The organism is Mesorhizobium sp. RCAM 05104, from assembly GCF_059683645.1.
Genome location: NZ_CM185033.1, coordinates 4,309,304 through 4,324,530 on the forward strand (window position 1 = coordinate 4,309,304; position 15,227 = coordinate 4,324,530).

Consider the following 15,227-nt stretch of genomic DNA (forward strand, 5'->3'; position numbering starts at 1 on the left):
GCATCGCGGCTGATTTGCGGGGGCCGGCGCGGAAACAAAATACAGGTCGACTGAAGCATGGCAGATTTCGTTGCTGTTCTGAAAAAAACGATAGACAACCTCAGCGATCAGTCGCCGGAGATGCGGGCGAGGGTCTATGACAAGGCCCGCTCGACGATCGCAGCGAAGATTGCCCAGCGCGATCCGCCGCTGTCACCGTCGGATGCCGCCAAGCAGAAGCGCGGTCTGGAAGATGCGATCTCCAGTGTCGAGCGGGATTATACCAAGGGCGTGCCGGAGACGGATCCGCTCGCCGAGCTGGAACACATCTTTTCCTCCATCGACCGCAACAAGAACCAGCCGAGCCACACGCGCCAGCCGGTGAAGGCGGAGCCTGCGTGGCCGGCGCCTCCCGCCCCCAAACCGGAGCCTTACCGGCCAGCGCCGCCGCCTGCAGCCAAGGCCGAGCCAAGCTGGCCAAAGCCGACGCCGGCCCCTTCCGTGCCTTCCCGCGCCGAGGCGACCCATGCGGGGATGGACGGTGAGGCGGATGACGACGAGGTCGATGTCTTTGCCAGCAACGAAGAGCCGGTGTCGGACACCTTCCAGCGCCTGCGCCCCGCCGAACGCAAGCGCAGCTATAGCGGGCTGATCGCTGCCGTCGCAGTCTTGCTGGTCGTTGCCGGCGGTGGCTACGGCATCTGGCTCAACAAGGATGCCTTCAGCAAGATGCTGGGGCTTGACGGTACCAAGGTCGCGAAGACCGAACCGGTCAAACCGGCGCCGGCCAAACCAGCGGCCGACGCCGCCGCTCCGGCGCCCGCGGCGGGCGGCACCGAAGCCGAAGGCACGAAGTTCACGCAACGGCTGACGCCGCAGGGCAGTGAAGTCGATCCCGGCCCGGCCGCTGGACAGAGCGGCATAGGCGAGGGTGAATCGGTTGCCGCGCTGACCACGCCGCCATCGGCGACGAACGCGCCTGCCGCACCACCACCGGCGGTTCCCGCACCGGCCGCCGGCACGCCGGCCGCTGCCGCACCGGCTGCGACGCCGCCGGCGGCGGGCGCCGCGCCTGCGACACCACCTGCCAACGGAGCCGCACCGGCGGCGCCGGCCGATGCCGCCGCCCCGCCAGCACCGGCGGGTGCCACGCCAACGGCGCCGGCGGCCGCGCCGGCGCAGGCCGCGCTGCCGGTCGGCCAGAAGGCGATCTTCTATGAAGAGCGCACCAGCACCGCCCAGGGGTCGGCGGAGCCGGGCAATATCGTGTGGTCGCTGGTGCAGGAATCGCCCGGCGGCGACCTGCCACCCGAGCCAGCGATCCGCGCCGAGGCAACCATTCCCGGCAAGGACATCCAGTTGCGCATGACCATCCGGCGCAACACCGACCAGACCCTGCCGGCCAGCCATATCATCGAGATGATCTTCCTGACGCCCGACGGCTTCGAGGGCGGCGGCGTCGACAACATCCTGCGCGTCGCCATGAAAAGCTCCGAACAGGATGCCGGCAGTCCGCTGATCGGCATTCCAGCCAAGATCGCCGACGGCTTCTTCCTCGTCGCACTCAACGACACCAAGGCCGATGAGGACGCCAATCTGACCTTGCTGCGTGGCCAGGACTGGATCGACGTGCCGGTCGTCTACAAGACCGGACGGCGGGCGCTGCTGACCATGGAAAAGGGCATTCCCGGCGAGAAAGTGTTCGACGAGGCGATCAAGGCCTGGCAGGCGAAGACGGCGGGCTGAGAAGCCTTTTGGTGGATGCGGTTGGGTGCCCCGCCAGAAGCCGTCGGAGGGCTGGCTGGAGGTTGCGGCGCGGTATCAAAACAGCCGATACTTGGCTAAGGGCAGCCCATTTCGACTGACATAGGCGTTCCAGCCTGCAATGGTGTCCTTGTTCTCTTCCTGCCATCGATGCGTCTTTTCCGCAGCAACCGCTTTCGCGATGCCCGCCTCGGCGGCGCGCGAGATGTCGATGCCCAAGGCTTTGGCATCTTCGATCAGCTGAGAACTGATTGGTATATTGACCGGTCTTGGCTGTGGTTTCGATTTCGGCCGAAGCACGGAGCTTGCCTCCTCTTTACCCTTCCATTTCCTCGCGCAGCATCTCCAGCTCCAGCCATTCCTCCTCCAGCGCAGCCAGCGTCGCGCGCTCCTTGTCGAGGGCGGCGATGGTCTTCTGGAACGAGGCCGGATCGCGCTCATAGTAGGCCGGATCGGCGATGTTGTTTTCCAGCCGCGAGATCGAAGCGGTCACCGCCTCGATTTTCTTGGGCAGCGATTCCAGGGCGAATTTCTGCTTGAACGACAGTTTCTTCGCCGGTCCCTTTGGGGCGGCCGCCTCGCTCTTGGCCTGTGCTGGCGTATCGCCGGCCTCGGCCTTGGCGCGGGCCTTGCGGTCGTCGAGCCTGGTGCCGCCACGCTGCGCCAGCATGTCGGAATAGCCGCCGGCATATTCGATCCAGCGGGCATCGCCGTCGGGTGCGATGATGCTGGTCACGGTGCGGTCGAGAAAATCGCGATCATGGCTGACCAGGATGACCGTGCCGGCAAAACCGGCGACCAGTTCCTGCAACAGTTCCAGCGTCTCCATGTCGAGATCGTTGGTCGGCTCATCGAGCACCAGAAGGTTTGCCGGTCGCGCCAGCACGCGCGCCAGCAGCAGGCGCGCCCGTTCGCCGCCGGAAAGCTCGCGCACCGGCGTGCGCGCCTGCTCCGGCTTGAACAGGAAATCCTTCATGTAGGAGACGACGTGGCGCTGTTCGCCATTGATGACGAGGTTCTCGCCGCGCCCGTCGGTGAGGTACTGTGCCAGCGTCTCCTGCGGGTCGACCGCCTCGCGCTTCTGGTCGAGCGTGGCGATTTCAAGATTGGTGCCGAGCCGCACGGAGCCTGCATCGGGCTTCATCTCGCCGGTCAGCATCTTCAGCAGCGTCGTCTTGCCGGCGCCGTTCGGCCCGACCAGGCCGACGCGATCGCCGCGCTGGATGCGGGTCGAAAACCCCTTGACCACGGTCAGATCGCCAAAACTCTTCTCGATATTCCTGGCTTCGATCACCAGCTTGCCGGACTCGGCGGCGTCGCTCGCCACCATGGTGGCCGAACCTTCGGCGCCGCGATGGCCGCGGAAGCGCTGGCGCATGGTCTGCAACTCGCCAAGCCGGCGCATGTTGCGCTTGCGCCGCGCCGTCACGCCATAGCGCAGCCAGTGTTCTTCGCGCACGATCTGGCGGCCGAGCTTGTGCTGCTCGCGTTCTTCCTCTTCCAGTACCTGGTCGCGCCATTCCTCGAAGTGGCCGAAACCCTTGTCCAGCCTGCGGGTCTGGCCGCGATCGAGCCAGACGGTGGCGCGCGATACGCGCTCGAGGAAGCGGCGGTCGTGCGAGATGACGACCAGTGCCGAGGAGGTGCGGACGAGCTCCTCTTCCAGCCATTCGATGACCGACAGATCGAGATGGTTGGTCGGCTCATCAAGCAGCAGGATGTCGGGCTCCGGCGCCATGACGCGGGCAAGGGCCGCCCGCCTGGCCTCACCGCCGGAAAGATCGTTCGGCCGCTCCTCGCCCGTGAGACCGAGATGCTCCATCAAATAGCTGGCGCGGTAGGGATCGTCGGCAGGACCAAGCCCCGCCTCGACATAGGCGCGGACCGTCGCGAAACCCTCCATGTCGGGCATCTGCGGCAAATAGCGGACGGTCGCCGAAGGCTGGCGGAAAACCTCGCCGTCCTGCGGCTCGATCAGGCCGGCGGCGATCTTGAGCAGCGTCGACTTGCCGGAGCCGTTGCGGCCGACTAGCGCGATCTTGTCCCCGGCGGAAGCCGTCAAGGTGGCACCATCGAGCAGCGGCGTGCCGCCGAAGGTCAGTTTTATCCCGTCGAGATTGAGAAGGGGCGGGGCCATATCAGCTTTCGGGTAATGGATAGGGGTGAGCGAGCAGCATCGCGCGGCCATGGTCCAGGGCGATTCCGAGGCGGCCCTTGACCTCGTTGGAAATGGTCAGCGACGAGCCGAACGCCACCTTCACGTGGTTCAGCGGCCATTTGGCGCCCGTGACGGTCAGGCCGGCAAGCTCGGAAAAGCCGAGCACCGAAAACAGCGTGCCGTCGGCATAGTCGAAGCCAGCCGTTCCGTACAGCAGGGGGACAGCTTCCTGGGCGCCGCTGGTCAGAAGCACCTCGGTCCCGGCTTCGGCCAGCCGCAGGCCAAGCGCCATATGCAGGAAGGCGTGGTCGGCGCGCTTGCCGCCAAAAGCGCCGGCGAGCACCAGGCTGGTCGCGCCGCGTTCAAACGCGGCGGCGATCGCCAGTTCGCCGTCGGTCTTGTCCTTCTCCGCCGGAAAGGTCCGGCGGGGCACCGCGGCGAGAGCATCCGGCAGATTGGCCGGCACCGAATCGAAATCACCCACCCACAGTTCCGGGACAAGGCCGAGCAGCCGCGCATGACCGATGCCGGCGTCGGCGGCGATCACGCGGGAACCCTCGACCTGGCGGTCGAGCCGGGGCGTGCGGATGAGATCGCCGCCAAGCAGGATGGTGAATGTGCTCATATCTTGTGGCCCTTACCAGCCCGGCAACGGAAACGGAAGGCCGGCAGACTCCCACTTGCGCGGTTCGTCGGCCGGGCCTATGTGTCGAAACGCTCTAACGGGGTGCCGGACGCGATCTTCGCGGACCGGCTGAGAGGCAGTCTCGCCAACCCGCTGAACCTGATCCGGTTTGTACCGGCGGAGGGATTAGACGTTTCGGACAGTCCGACGCCTCAATTCCTTTCAATTCGAACGAAGGAGGCGCCGATGCGCACGCTTTTATACTCTCTTGTCTCGGCAATGGTCGTGGTGCTGTCCGGGCCGGCCTTGGCCAAGGACAAGCTCACCATCTACACTTATGAGAGCTTCACCGCCGACTGGGGGCCCGGTCCGGTGGTGAAGAAGGAATTCGAAGCCGAATGCGGCTGCGATGTCGACTTCGTTTCGGTCGCCGATGGCGTGGCGCTGCTCAACCGCGTCAAGCTGGAAGGGGCATCGACCAAGGCCGATATCGTGCTTGGCCTCGACACCAATCTAACCGCCGATGCCAAGGCCACCGGCCTGTTCGCGCCGCATGGCGCGGTGGCGGACATCAGCGTGCCGGGCGGCTGGAGCGACGACACCTTCGTGCCGTTCGACTATGGCTATTTCGCCGTCGTCTACGACACCGAGAAGCTTAAGACACCGCCCAAGAGCCTGAAGGACCTGGTCGAGGGCAGCGCCGACGACAAAATCGTCATCCAGGATCCGCGCACCTCGACTCCGGGCCTCGGCCTGCTGTTGTGGGTGAAGTCGGTCTATGGCGACAAGGCGCCGGAGGCCTGGGCCAAGCTCAAGGCGAAGGTGCTGACCGTGACGCCGGGCTGGAGCGAAGCCTATGGCCTGTTCACCAAGGGCGAGGCGCCGATGGTGCTGTCCTACACCACCTCGCCGGCCTACCATATGGTCGCCGAGAACACCGAGCGCTACCAGGCGGCGTCCTTCGAGGAGGGCGAGTACCTGCAGATCGAGGTTGCCGGCATCACCACGACAGGCGCGAAAAATCCGCTGGCGGAAAAGTTCATGACCTTCATGACCGGACCGAAATTCCAGGACGCCATCCCCGAGACCAACTGGATGTTCCCCGCCGGCAAGACCGACAAGCCGCTCAACCCGGCCTTCGACAAACTGGTCAAGCCGACCAAGACCTTGCTGTTCAGCCCGGAGGAGGTCGCGGCCAACCGCAAGGCCTGGGTCGATGAATGGCTGGCGGTGATGAGCAAATAGGGTTCAAACCTCGTCGGATGTTTATGCCAAGCCACCCCCCTCTGGCCTGCCGGCCATCTCCCCCGCAAGGAGGGAGATTGGCAGCTCTTTCGCCTCGCTCATTCCTGCCACTTTGCAGATTGGCCCAGGCGGTGGAACGCGCAATCTCTCTCCTTGCGGGGGAGATGTCCGGAAGGACAGAGGGGGGTGGGCGGGAACTCGAGCCGAGCCAAGAAATCATTTCGATCAGCACCCGTTGCGGCGTTGGGTAGCGCGACATGCATACGCGTCATCCGACCGATCCCCGCATCACCGCCGGCATTGTCGCGCTTGCCGCAATCGCGCTGCTGATCGGCGGCGCGTTTGCCGGCCTGCTCTTCGAAGGCGCCCATGACTTTTCCGGCGCATGGGCAGCCTTCGATCCCTATCTCCTGCGCGTCGTCCGCTTCACGCTCTGGCAGGCGGCACTTTCGACGCTGCTTTCCGTCGGCCCGGCACTGTTCGTGGCGCGCGCCCTGTCGCGCCATCCACGTTTCCTCGGCCGCGCCTTCATCCTGCAGCTTTTCGCCGTGCCGTTGGCGCTGCCGGCCATCGTCGCGGCTCTCGGCATCCTCGCTCTCTATGGCCGCGCCGGCTATTTCGCCGGCGCGCTCACGATGATCGGTGGTGGACACTGGCCGGGCATCTATGGCCTGTCGGGCATTCTCGTGGCGCACGTCTTCTTCAACCTGCCGCTGGCGACAAGGCTGTTCCTCGAGGCGCTGCAGACCATCCCGGCCGACCAATGGCGGCTGGCGAGCCAGCTCGGCATGGGAGCCCGGCCGGCATACCGGCTGATCGAATGGCCGACGCTGCGGGCATCCCTGCCAGGGGTTGCCGGGCTTGTCTTCATGCTCTGCATCACATCCTTCACGATCGTGCTGACGCTTGGCGGCGGCCCGGCCGCGACGACACTCGAAGTCGGCATCTATCAGGCGCTGCGCTTCGACTTCGATCCCGCGCGGGCCGTCACGCTGACATTGCTGCAGATCGCGTTGACCTTTGTCGTGGCGCTGGCGCTGGCGCGGCTCGGTGCCAACGCCGTCGGCGACACCAACCTGCCGGTCGCGCCGCGCCGCTATCTTTCCGTCAGCGGGACCGAGACCTCGCTGAACATCGTGCTGATCGTGCTTGCGCTGGTGTTCGTTGTCGGGCCGATGGCGGCGACGGTGATGGCCGGGCTCGGCGCCGATCTCGGCCGGCTGGCCGGTGAGGCCGCCGTGCGAAAGGCGACGCTGACCAGTGTGGTGCTCGCCTTCCTGTCAGCCCTGCTTTCAGTGATGCTGTCGCTGGCGCTGACCATGGCACGCCGGGCGCTGGCGCTGGCTCGCCGTGCCGGCGCAAGGACACTGCTCGAACATGCCACCGATACCGGCGCCGGTTTTGTCCTCGTCGTGCCGCCGGTCGTCATCGGCGCCGGCTGGTTCCTGTTGCTGCGTCATGTCGGCGATGTCTTCGCCATCGCCCCGGTCATGGTCGTCACCGTCAACGCCGTGATGGCAATGCCGTTCGCGCTGCGCGCTGTCCGTCCCGCCTATGATGCGGCAAGCGAGCGCCACGAACGGCTCTGTGACCAGCTCGGCATTGCGGGCTGGAACCGGCTCATTCTGGTCGACTGGCCGTCGCTGCGGCGGCCGCTCGCGACTGCTTTCGCTTTTGCCATGGCGCTGTCGCTCGGCGATCTCGGCGTCATCGCGCTGTTTGGCAGTGATTCCGTGCAGACATTGCCCTACCTTCTCCTGGCGCGCATGGGCAGCTACCGCACCGAGGACGCCGCCGGCCTGGCGCTGCTGCTCGGCCTCGTCTGCCTCGCATTGATCATGGCGGCGCACTGGCTGGGAAGGGAGAAGATCCGGGATGCCTGACGGGGCGGCTAGCGGGCTTGAAAAAGGCGCTTCGGTGCGGCTGGACAAGGTGTCGTTCAGCTATGGCGAAGCGCCGCTCTTCTTCGATGTCGATTTCGCCACGGCGAAAGTCACCGCCATCATGGGGCCGAGCGGTTCCGGCAAGTCGACGCTGCTCAATCTGATCGCCGGGTTCGAGATGCCACTGTCCGGCCGCGTGCTGATCGGCGGCGCCGATGTCTGTGCCGAGCCGCCTTCGGCGCGGCCGGTGTCGATGGTGTTCCAGGAAAACAACCTTTTCGCCCATCTTTCCGTCGAGCAGAATGTCGGGCTCGGCCGTTCGCCATCCCTACGGCTGACCGAGGCTGATCAGACCGCCATCGCCGAGGCGCTGGAGCGCACCGGCCTCGCCGGCAAGGAAAGACGCCTGCCGCGCGAACTCTCCGGGGGTGAACGCCAGCGCGTCGCACTGGCTCGCGTGATGGTGCGCGATCGTCCGGTGCTCCTGCTCGACGAACCCTTCGCTTCGCTCGGGCCGGCCTTGCGCGATGACATGCTCGACCTCATCGCCGCTGTGCACGCCGAACGCGGCATGACGGTGCTGTTCGTCACGCACCAGCCCGAGGATGCCCGCCGTATCGGTCAGCACGTGGTGTTCCTGGACAATGGCGTGGTGGCGGCGACCGGCAGGGCGGAAGATTTCTTTGCCGGGGCTGGTCCGGACGTGTTCCGGCGCTATGTCGGTGCAAGCGGCAGGGATGCCGTATCACGAGATGTTGCCCGGAAGCGGACATAATTTACGGCCAAACCGGATTCAGGCGATGCGGCGCTTGCTTGCCATGACTGGGGTAGTGTGGCTAGGTCCGCGCTACTGGTCCGGCACTGGCCGTGATTTGCCTACAGCATTCGCCGCCGTCCGGAAGGACGCACGACGGATACTGTAGCAGTTTGTTTTTTGCGCGTGACACGTTCCGAAGATCGCCCCCGATTTTCGTGGTCATGCGCCGGGACCTGAAAGGAAGCCGTTCTGGCGATCGGCGTTAACAGATTACGAATGAATCCGCTGGCGCGCTTTTTGGCACTGGCCGGCTTTGCCGTGGCGCTGGCCAGCTGCCAGATGTTCACGCCTCCGGAAGTGCAGGAATCCGGCTTCCAGCCGTCCGACAGGCCGATCACCGTCGACAATGTCGGCGCCAACAACAAGCTTGCCGAACTGGCCAAGGCGCAGCATCCGCGCATCCTGGCCACCTATGGCGGCGAATATTCCGACCCCAAGCTCGAGCGCATGGTCGCCAAGGTGGTCGGCAACTTGACCGTGGTGTCGGCCAATCCGACGCAGACCTATCGCATCACCATCCTGAATTCGCCCAACGTCAACGCTTTCGCGTTGCCGGGCGGCTATCTCTACATCACCCGTGGCCTGCTGGCGCTGGCCAATGATTCGGCCGAGCTTGCGGCGGTCATCGCGCATGAGATGGGCCACGTCACCGCCAACCACGGCTTGCAGCGCCAGCAGTTGGAGGCCGAGGAAGGCCTCGCGACCAAGGTCGTCTCGGATGTGCTCGGCGACAGCCCGACCGCCAAAGCGGCGCTGATCCGCGGCAAGCTGAGACTCGCGCAGTTCTCGCGCAACCAGGAGCTGGAGGCCGACGCCATCGGCATCAAGTCGATCGGCGAAGCCGGTTACGATCCTTTCGCCGCCGGCCGCTTCCTGCAGTCGATGTCGGCTTATACCGACTTCCGCTCGATCAGCGGTGCCACCGACGCCAGCCTCGACTTCCTGGCGACGCATCCCAACACGCCGCAGCGCATCGATCTGGCGCAGCGCCATGCCCGCCAGTTCGGCGCGCCCGGCTTTGGCACCCGCGACCGCGATTCCTTCCTCGCCGGCATAGACGGCCTGCTTTATGGCGACACACCCGAAGAAGGCTATGTGCGCGGCGAGACCTTCCTGCATCCGGGCCTCGGCGTGTCCTTCTCGGTACCCGAGGGCTTCATTATCGACAATTCGGCGGCCGCGGTGACGGCAACCGGGCCGGGCGACATCGCGATCCGCTTCGATGGCGTCTCGATCGACAAGAACCGCGCGCTGACCGACTATATCCGCAGCGGCTGGGTGGCCGGTCTCGACGACAGCAGCGTCAAGCAGGAAACGATCAACGGCAACGAGGCGGCGACCGCGCATGCCGGCGCCGAAGGCTGGCAGTTCGACATCGCGGTGATCCGTGCCGGCGGCCAGGTCTATCGGCTGCTGACCGCGGCACCCTCGGCCAGCACCTCGCTGGACACCGTGGCGCGTTCGGTGAGCGGCTCGTTCCGTATCCTCAGTGCTGCCGAAAAGGCGGCGTTGAAGCCGCTGCATATCCGCGTCGTCACGGTCCAGCCGGGACAGACGATGGGTTCGCTTTCGGCCCAGATGGTCGGCGTCGACCGCAAGCTCGACCTGTTCCGCGTGCTCAATGCGCTGTCGCCGGGCGCCGCGGTTTCGGCCGGCGACAAGGTCAAGATCGTCACTGACAAGTAAGCGTTCGTTGCAAGCCGCCGGGCGCTGATGCGCCCTACGGCTTCAAGCGGCAGTCGCCAGAAATTCCGGGTTCTGCTTCACCAGCGCCACCTTGAGCTTTTCCATGGCGCGGGCCTCGATCTGGCGGACGCGCTCCTTGGAAATGCCGAGCGTCTCGCCGAGCGCCTCGAGCGTCGCCCCCTCGTCACTCAGCCGGCGCTCCTCGATGATCCTCAGTTCGCGCGCGTTGAGCGCGCCAAGCGCTGCTCTGAGCCAGACCAAACGGCGCTCGACATCGATCGTGTCGCCGGCGACCTCGTCGGGCAGCGGATCGTCCGAGACCAGGAAATCCATGCGCTCGGTGGCACCCCCATCGTCGGCCAGCGGCATGTTGAGCGAGGAGTCGGGCGCCGACAGCCGTGAATCCATCATGGCGACATCGGCTTCGGAGACGCCGAGCGCGGCCGACACTTCCCGGTACAGCGTCGCATTGGACAGCGGTTCGGCGCCATTCGCCAGACGGGCACGCAGGCGCCGCAGATTGAAGAACAACGCCTTCTGCGCCGAGCTGGTGCCGCCACGCACGATCGACCAGTTGCGCAGGATGTAGTCCTGCATCGAGGCGCGGATCCACCAGGTGGCGTAGGTCGAGAACCGCACTTCGCGCTCCGGCTCGAAGCGAGCCGCCGCTTCGAGCAGCCCGACATGACCCTCCTGGATCAGATCGCCAAGCGGCAGACCGTAGTGGCGGAATTTGGAAGCCATGGAAATGACCAGCCGCATATGGGCAACGGTGATGCTGTGCAGCGCGTTCTGGTCGTTGTCCTCCTTCCAGCGCAATGCGAGCCGATGCTCCTCGTCACGTTCGAGATAGGGCGCCTTCATTGCCGCGCGGACCATGATTCGTCCTGCTGTGTCTTCCATCATGAGGCGCTCCCTGGCTCAGGCGATACGGATGACTTGCAAGTTTGGCCAGGCGCCGGGTTGAAATGGCGGCGTCGTGCCCTAGAAACCCAGAACGTGCCATGCGCGGGAATGGTTCCGTGGCTGTTGCGAGGCGGATCGTGGTGCCTGAGAGGCGTCGGCGCTGACCGACAAGGGCGTCAATCGCCGCTGGAAAAGGCCATCTAGAGAATCTGGTTTCAGAAACCCATTGTTTTTGAAATCCTGTTCCTTATTTTTTCGTCTTGCATCTGTCAGTTTCCAGCGCTCACAACATGCCGGATATCAGGCCAAGGACGGGATCACAGAAAAATGAAATGGCTCAAGTCGCTTATCGTCGCCGGAACGCTGCAGGTTCTGGCTGTCACCGCTGGCCATGCCGGCGCCAATTTCGACCAGATCAAGCAGGCCGGGGTCATCAAGGTCGGCACGGAAGGCACCTACGCACCGTTCACCTATCATGATGCAGCCGGCGCGCTGGTCGGCTTCGACGTCGAGATCGCCAAGGCGATCGGCGAGAAGCTCGGCGTCAAGGTGGAGTTCCTCGAAGGCAAGTGGGACGGGCTGATAGCCGGGCTCGACGCCAATCGCTATGACGCCGTCATCAACGAAGTCGGCATCACCGACGCCCGCAAGGCCAAGTATGACTTCTCCGATCCCTATATCGCCTCCAAGGCGGTGCTGATCGTGCGTGGCGACAACACCGACATCAAGACCTTCGCCGATCTCAAGGGCAAGAAGTCGGCGCAGTCATTGACCTCGAACTTCGGCAAGTTGGCCGAGACGAACGGCGCAGAGCTCGTCGGCACCGATGGGTTCGACCAGTCGATCCAGCTGCTTTTGACCGGCCGCGCAGACGCCACCATCAATGACAGCCTGTCGTTCCTCGACTTCAAGAAGCACAAGCCGGACGCCAATGTGAAGATCGCGGCGCAGGAAGAAAACGCCGACTATTCCGGCGTCATCGTGCGCAAGGGCGATCCGGAGCTGGTCGCCGCCATCAACAAGGCGCTGGCCGACATCAAGGCCGACGGCACCTACAAGAAAATCGCCGACACCTATTTCGGTCAGGACGTCTCGAAGTAATTCAGGAGGTGGGCCGGTTGCCGGCCCATGCAAGGATGCCTGGCGGCGGACCGTCTTTTGACGGCCCGCCGCCTTTCGCGTGATATGGCGTGTTTGTTCGCGCTTCGATGAAGCCGTCTCGCCTGGAACGGCAATCGCAAGGAGGGGCCTTTCGTGCCGCACTGGCTGCAACTGATGCTGGAGTCGCTGCCTTCGCTTTTGTGGGCGGCGCTGATTTTCACCGTGCCGTTGACACTGCTTTCCTTCGCTCTTGGTCTGACTGTCGGCCTGGGCGCGGCACTTGCGCGGTTGTTCGGCCCGAAGCCGCTGGTCGCGCTTGTGCGCTTCTACGTCTGGATTTTCCGTGGCACGCCGCTCCTGGTGCAACTGTTCCTGATCTTCTACGGCCTGCCCTCGGCCGGTATCCTGCTTGATGCCTTCACCGCGGCGTTGATCGGCTTCACGCTCAACATCGGCGCCTACACGTCGGAAATTATTCGCGCCGCCATCGGCTCGGTGCCGAAGGGCCAGTGGGAAGCCGCCTATTCGATCGGCATGACATGGAGCCAGGCGATGCGGCGCACCATCCTGCCGCAGGCCGGCCGGGTCGCGGTGCCGCCGCTCTCCAACACCTTCATCTCACTGGTCAAGGACACGTCGCTGGCCGCCGCCATCACCGTGCCGGAGATGTTCCAGGCGGCGCAGCGCATCGTCGCCACCACCTACGAGCCGCTGATCCTCTATGTCGAAGCGGCGATCCTCTACCTGGCGCTGAGCTCGGTGCTGTCGGCCTTGCAGACGCGGCTGGAAACGCGGCTCAACCGCTATGGCGGCTTCCTGGAGGCGCGCTCATGATCGGCCTCACCAACATCGAAAAGCGCTTCGGCGACAATCTCGTGCTGAAGGGCGTGACGGTCACCATCGCCGAGGGTAGCGTTACCGCGCTGGTCGGCCCTTCGGGCGGCGGCAAGAGCACGCTGCTGCGCTGCATCAACCTGCTGGAGATCCCGACCTCGGGCACGGTGCGCATCGGCGACGAGATGCTTGAGTTCCGCCCCGGTGGCAAGGTCGCGGCAAAGGACATCCAGCGACTGCGCCTGCAGACCGGCATGGTGTTCCAGAATTTCCAGCTGTTCCCGCACCGAACCGCGATCGAGAATGTCATGGAAGGGCTGGTGACGGTGCTGAAATGGCCACCCGAGAGGGCACGCGAGCGGGCGCTCGCCCTGCTCGAGAAGGTCGGCATGGCGCACAAGGTCGACGCCTGGCCAGCGACGCTGTCGGGCGGCCAGCAGCAACGCGTGGCGATCGCAGGGCGCTGGCGCCATCGCCGAAAGTGCTGCTGTGTGACGAGCCGACCTCGGCGCTCGACCCGGAGCTGGCGCAAGAGGTGGTCGACGTGCTTGGCAAGCTTGCCAGCGAAGGAACGACCATGGTGATGGCGACGCATGATCTGCGCCTCGCCTCCAAGATCGCGCAGGAAGTGGTGTTTCTCGACGCCGGCATTATCGTCGAGAAGGGGCCGGCCGCCGTGCTGTTCGGCAATCCCGAGCACCAGCGCACCAGGCGTTTCATCGCGACGCTGAAGCAGGAGGCGGAGAAGGAGGGTGGCGGCGAGGCATAGGCGCGGCCTTCACCTCGCCTTCCCAAAATAAAAACCCGGCGCGAGGCCGGGTTTTTCAAGAACTCAAGGGCGGAAAAGCTCAGGCAGCTTCTTCCTGCTCGGCTTCCTCATTGTCGGCCTTGGCACCGCGCTTAGGACCCTTGTTGAGGTTAACCTCGATCAGGCGCACGGCTTCGGTTTCCGACATGCGGTTGACGGCAGCGATCTCGCGGGCCATGCGGTCGAGCGCCGCCTCGTAAAGCTGGCGTTCGGAATAGGACTGCTCAGGCTGGTTGTCGGCGCGGTAGAGGTCGCGCACAACTTCCGAGATCGAGATCAGGTCGCCGGAATTGATCTTCGCATCATATTCCTGGGCGCGGCGCGACCACATGGTGCGCTTGACGCGGGCGCGGCCCTGCACGACCTTCAGCGCGCGCTCGACATAATCCTCTTCCGACAGCTTGCGCATGCCGATGGAGGTCGCCTTGGCGACCGGCACCTTCAGGCGCATCTTGTCCTTCTGGAAGTCGATGACAAACAGTTCCAGCTTGTGTCCAGCAACTTCCTGCTCGTCGATCGAGACGATCTGGCCGACGCCATGCGCCGGATAGACGATGTACTCGCCGGTCTTGAAACCGTGACGCGCAGCGGTGGACTTCTTCTGCGGGGTGATCGTTGCCATTACGCCCTGAACTCCTTGTTGTGGCGCCGGCGTCCTGCCGGCCCGAACTCGCGCGATCGGGGAAACCGATCGTTAGCCGCACAACAGACGAACCCACCGGAAAAGCCGGGACCGGCAAACCGCAGAGATTGCGACCGCCTGGCCCAGATCGCTCTGGTCCGGAATGGGATTTTCACCTTTCAGTGATTTGGGGCGTCTGCGCCATCAATCGACGTTGTGTCACCGGCATGTTTTGCTGATGTAGCACAAAAAGTCGGAAGAATCAAGGTTTTGCTGCGTAAGCGAAGGCCACACGCAATCGCCGCCTGTCAAGGCGGTCAATGTGTCGTCCCTGTTACGCTGCGTAATACCGCTCTTTACGGCGGTGTTGTCAATCGCCTTCGCCCGGCTCGGCCGAGAAGTATTTCTCGAACTTGCCGGCCTCGCCGTCGAACGATTTGGCGTCGGCCGGCGGTTCCTTCTTGGCGGTGATGTTAGGCCATTTCTCGGCATATTCGGTGTTGATCTGCAGCCATTTGTCGAGGCCGGGCTCGGTGTCGGGCTTGATCGCGTCGGCCGGACATTCCGGTTCGCAGACGCCGCAGTCGATGCACTCGTCAGGATGGATGACGAGCATGTTCTCGCCTTCGTAGAAACAGTCGACCGGACAGACTTCGATGCAGTCCATATATTTGCATTTGATGCAATTGTCGGTCACGACATAGGTCATCGGTCGGCTCCGGGACGTCCCATTTTTGTTGGGCTTTTTCCGTCAGGTAACGCCTTTGCCCGCCGCTTGCAAGGGCGGCGGTCGCCAGTG

The 15,227-nt window shown here is 64.5% G+C and carries 13 protein-coding genes, 1 pseudogene and 1 riboswitch; of the genes and pseudogenes, 8 read left to right on the forward strand and 6 right to left on the reverse strand.

Annotation, left to right across the window (positions count from 1 at the left end):
- Positions 1-57 precede the first annotated feature (57 nt).
- Positions 58-1,725: a hypothetical protein gene (locus AC56QP_RS21085; protein ID WP_489858227.1), complete on the forward strand. Its 1,668-nt coding sequence runs from the start codon at positions 58-60 to the stop codon at positions 1,723-1,725.
- 75 nt (positions 1,726-1,800) lie between these two features.
- Here the strand turns inward: AC56QP_RS21085 and AC56QP_RS21090 are convergent, their stop codons facing one another.
- The 3 genes from AC56QP_RS21090 to AC56QP_RS21100 all read right to left on the reverse strand — a co-directional run bounded on the left by AC56QP_RS21090 (position 1,801) and on the right by AC56QP_RS21100 (position 4,526).
- Positions 1,801-1,962, reverse strand: coding sequence for a type II toxin-antitoxin system CcdA family antitoxin (locus AC56QP_RS21090; protein WP_489858226.1), 162 nt, complete (start codon positions 1,960-1,962; stop codon positions 1,801-1,803).
- A gap of 97 nt (positions 1,963-2,059) precedes the next feature.
- Positions 2,060-3,880 (reverse strand): ABC-F family ATP-binding cassette domain-containing protein, encoded by a 1,821-nt coding sequence (locus AC56QP_RS21095; protein ID WP_489858225.1) that lies wholly within the window; start codon positions 3,878-3,880, stop codon positions 2,060-2,062.
- 1 nt (position 3,881) lies between these two features.
- On the reverse strand, positions 3,882-4,526 hold the full coding sequence (locus tag AC56QP_RS21100; RefSeq protein ID WP_489858224.1) for a thiamine diphosphokinase: 645 nt from the start codon (positions 4,524-4,526) through the stop codon (positions 3,882-3,884).
- An 88-nt stretch (positions 4,527-4,614) separates the two neighbouring features.
- A riboswitch (TPP riboswitch) is annotated at positions 4,615-4,729 on the forward strand.
- A 43-nt stretch (positions 4,730-4,772) separates the two neighbouring features.
- Here AC56QP_RS21100 and thiB point away from each other — a divergent pair.
- The 4 genes from thiB to AC56QP_RS21120 all read left to right on the forward strand — a co-directional run bounded on the left by thiB (position 4,773) and on the right by AC56QP_RS21120 (position 10,157).
- On the forward strand, positions 4,773-5,771 hold the full coding sequence (thiB, locus tag AC56QP_RS21105) for a thiamine ABC transporter substrate binding subunit (protein ID WP_489858223.1): 999 nt from the start codon (positions 4,773-4,775) through the stop codon (positions 5,769-5,771).
- Between the two features lie 257 nt (positions 5,772-6,028).
- Positions 6,029-7,654, forward strand: coding sequence for a thiamine/thiamine pyrophosphate ABC transporter permease (gene thiP / locus AC56QP_RS21110; protein ID WP_489858222.1), 1,626 nt, complete (start codon positions 6,029-6,031; stop codon positions 7,652-7,654).
- A complete protein-coding gene (gene thiQ / locus AC56QP_RS21115) occupies positions 7,647-8,429 on the forward strand; it encodes a thiamine ABC transporter ATP-binding protein (RefSeq protein WP_489858221.1) in 783 nt (260 codons plus the stop codon). Before thiP ends, thiQ begins: the two co-directional genes overlap by 8 nt.
- Positions 8,430-8,687: 258 nt before the next feature.
- Positions 8,688-10,157 (forward strand): M48 family metalloprotease, encoded by a 1,470-nt coding sequence (locus AC56QP_RS21120; protein ID WP_489858220.1) that lies wholly within the window; start codon positions 8,688-8,690, stop codon positions 10,155-10,157.
- A 42-nt stretch (positions 10,158-10,199) separates the two neighbouring features.
- Here AC56QP_RS21120 and AC56QP_RS21125 read toward each other — a convergent pair whose 3' ends face one another.
- Positions 10,200-11,063 carry an RNA polymerase factor sigma-32 gene (locus AC56QP_RS21125; RefSeq protein ID WP_497100377.1) on the reverse strand — a complete coding sequence of 288 codons (864 nt, stop codon included), beginning with the start codon at positions 11,061-11,063 and terminating at the stop codon, positions 10,200-10,202.
- Between the two features lie 327 nt (positions 11,064-11,390).
- Here AC56QP_RS21125 and AC56QP_RS21130 point away from each other — a divergent pair, with 327 nt between their 5' ends.
- From AC56QP_RS21130 to AC56QP_RS21140, 3 genes and pseudogenes are all read left to right on the forward strand, one after another.
- The gene (locus AC56QP_RS21130) at positions 11,391-12,164 is read left to right on the forward strand and encodes an amino acid ABC transporter substrate-binding protein (protein ID WP_489858218.1); all 774 of its coding nucleotides are present in this window, start codon (positions 11,391-11,393) and stop codon (positions 12,162-12,164) included.
- Positions 12,165-12,317: 153 nt separating this feature from the next.
- The gene (locus AC56QP_RS21135; protein ID WP_489858217.1) at positions 12,318-12,998 is read left to right on the forward strand and encodes an amino acid ABC transporter permease; all 681 of its coding nucleotides are present in this window, start codon (positions 12,318-12,320) and stop codon (positions 12,996-12,998) included.
- A pseudogene (locus AC56QP_RS21140) lies at positions 12,995-13,767 on the forward strand (amino acid ABC transporter ATP-binding protein). Before AC56QP_RS21135 ends, AC56QP_RS21140 begins: the two are co-directional and overlap by 4 nt.
- 79 nt (positions 13,768-13,846) lie before the next feature.
- Here AC56QP_RS21140 and AC56QP_RS21145 read toward each other — a convergent pair.
- The gene (locus AC56QP_RS21145; RefSeq protein WP_006327799.1) at positions 13,847-14,428 is read right to left on the reverse strand and encodes a CarD family transcriptional regulator; all 582 of its coding nucleotides are present in this window, start codon (positions 14,426-14,428) and stop codon (positions 13,847-13,849) included.
- 370 nt (positions 14,429-14,798) lie between these two features.
- Entirely contained in the window at positions 14,799-15,137 is a 339-nt protein-coding gene (fdxA, locus tag AC56QP_RS21150; protein ID WP_091578737.1) for a ferredoxin FdxA, read from the reverse strand.
- Positions 15,138-15,227: the final 90 nt, after the last annotated feature.

Excerpts from the sequence above, each read along its gene's own strand:
- AC56QP_RS21100 (WP_489858224.1), bottom strand. The coding sequence starts at position 4,526 with ATGAGCACATTCACCATCCTGCTTGGCGGCGATCTCATCCGCACGCCC.
- AC56QP_RS21145 (WP_006327799.1), bottom strand. The coding sequence starts at position 14,428 with ATGGCAACGATCACCCCGCAGAAGAAGTCCACCGCTGCGCGTCACGGT.
- thiQ (WP_489858221.1), top strand. The coding sequence starts at position 7,647 with ATGCCTGACGGGGCGGCTAGCGGGCTTGAAAAAGGCGCTTCGGTGCGG.
- fdxA (WP_091578737.1), bottom strand. The coding sequence starts at position 15,137 with ATGACCTATGTCGTGACCGACAATTGCATCAAATGCAAATATATGGAC.
- AC56QP_RS21085 (WP_489858227.1), top strand. The coding sequence starts at position 58 with ATGGCAGATTTCGTTGCTGTTCTGAAAAAAACGATAGACAACCTCAGC.
- AC56QP_RS21125 (WP_497100377.1), bottom strand. The coding sequence starts at position 11,063 with ATGATGGAAGACACAGCAGGACGAATCATGGTCCGCGCGGCAATGAAG.
- AC56QP_RS21120 (WP_489858220.1), top strand. The coding sequence starts at position 8,688 with ATGAATCCGCTGGCGCGCTTTTTGGCACTGGCCGGCTTTGCCGTGGCG.
- AC56QP_RS21095 (WP_489858225.1), bottom strand. The coding sequence starts at position 3,880 with ATGGCCCCGCCCCTTCTCAATCTCGACGGGATAAAACTGACCTTCGGC.
- thiB (WP_489858223.1), top strand. The coding sequence starts at position 4,773 with ATGCGCACGCTTTTATACTCTCTTGTCTCGGCAATGGTCGTGGTGCTG.
- AC56QP_RS21130 (WP_489858218.1), top strand. The coding sequence starts at position 11,391 with ATGAAATGGCTCAAGTCGCTTATCGTCGCCGGAACGCTGCAGGTTCTG.
- thiP (WP_489858222.1), top strand. The coding sequence starts at position 6,029 with ATGCATACGCGTCATCCGACCGATCCCCGCATCACCGCCGGCATTGTC.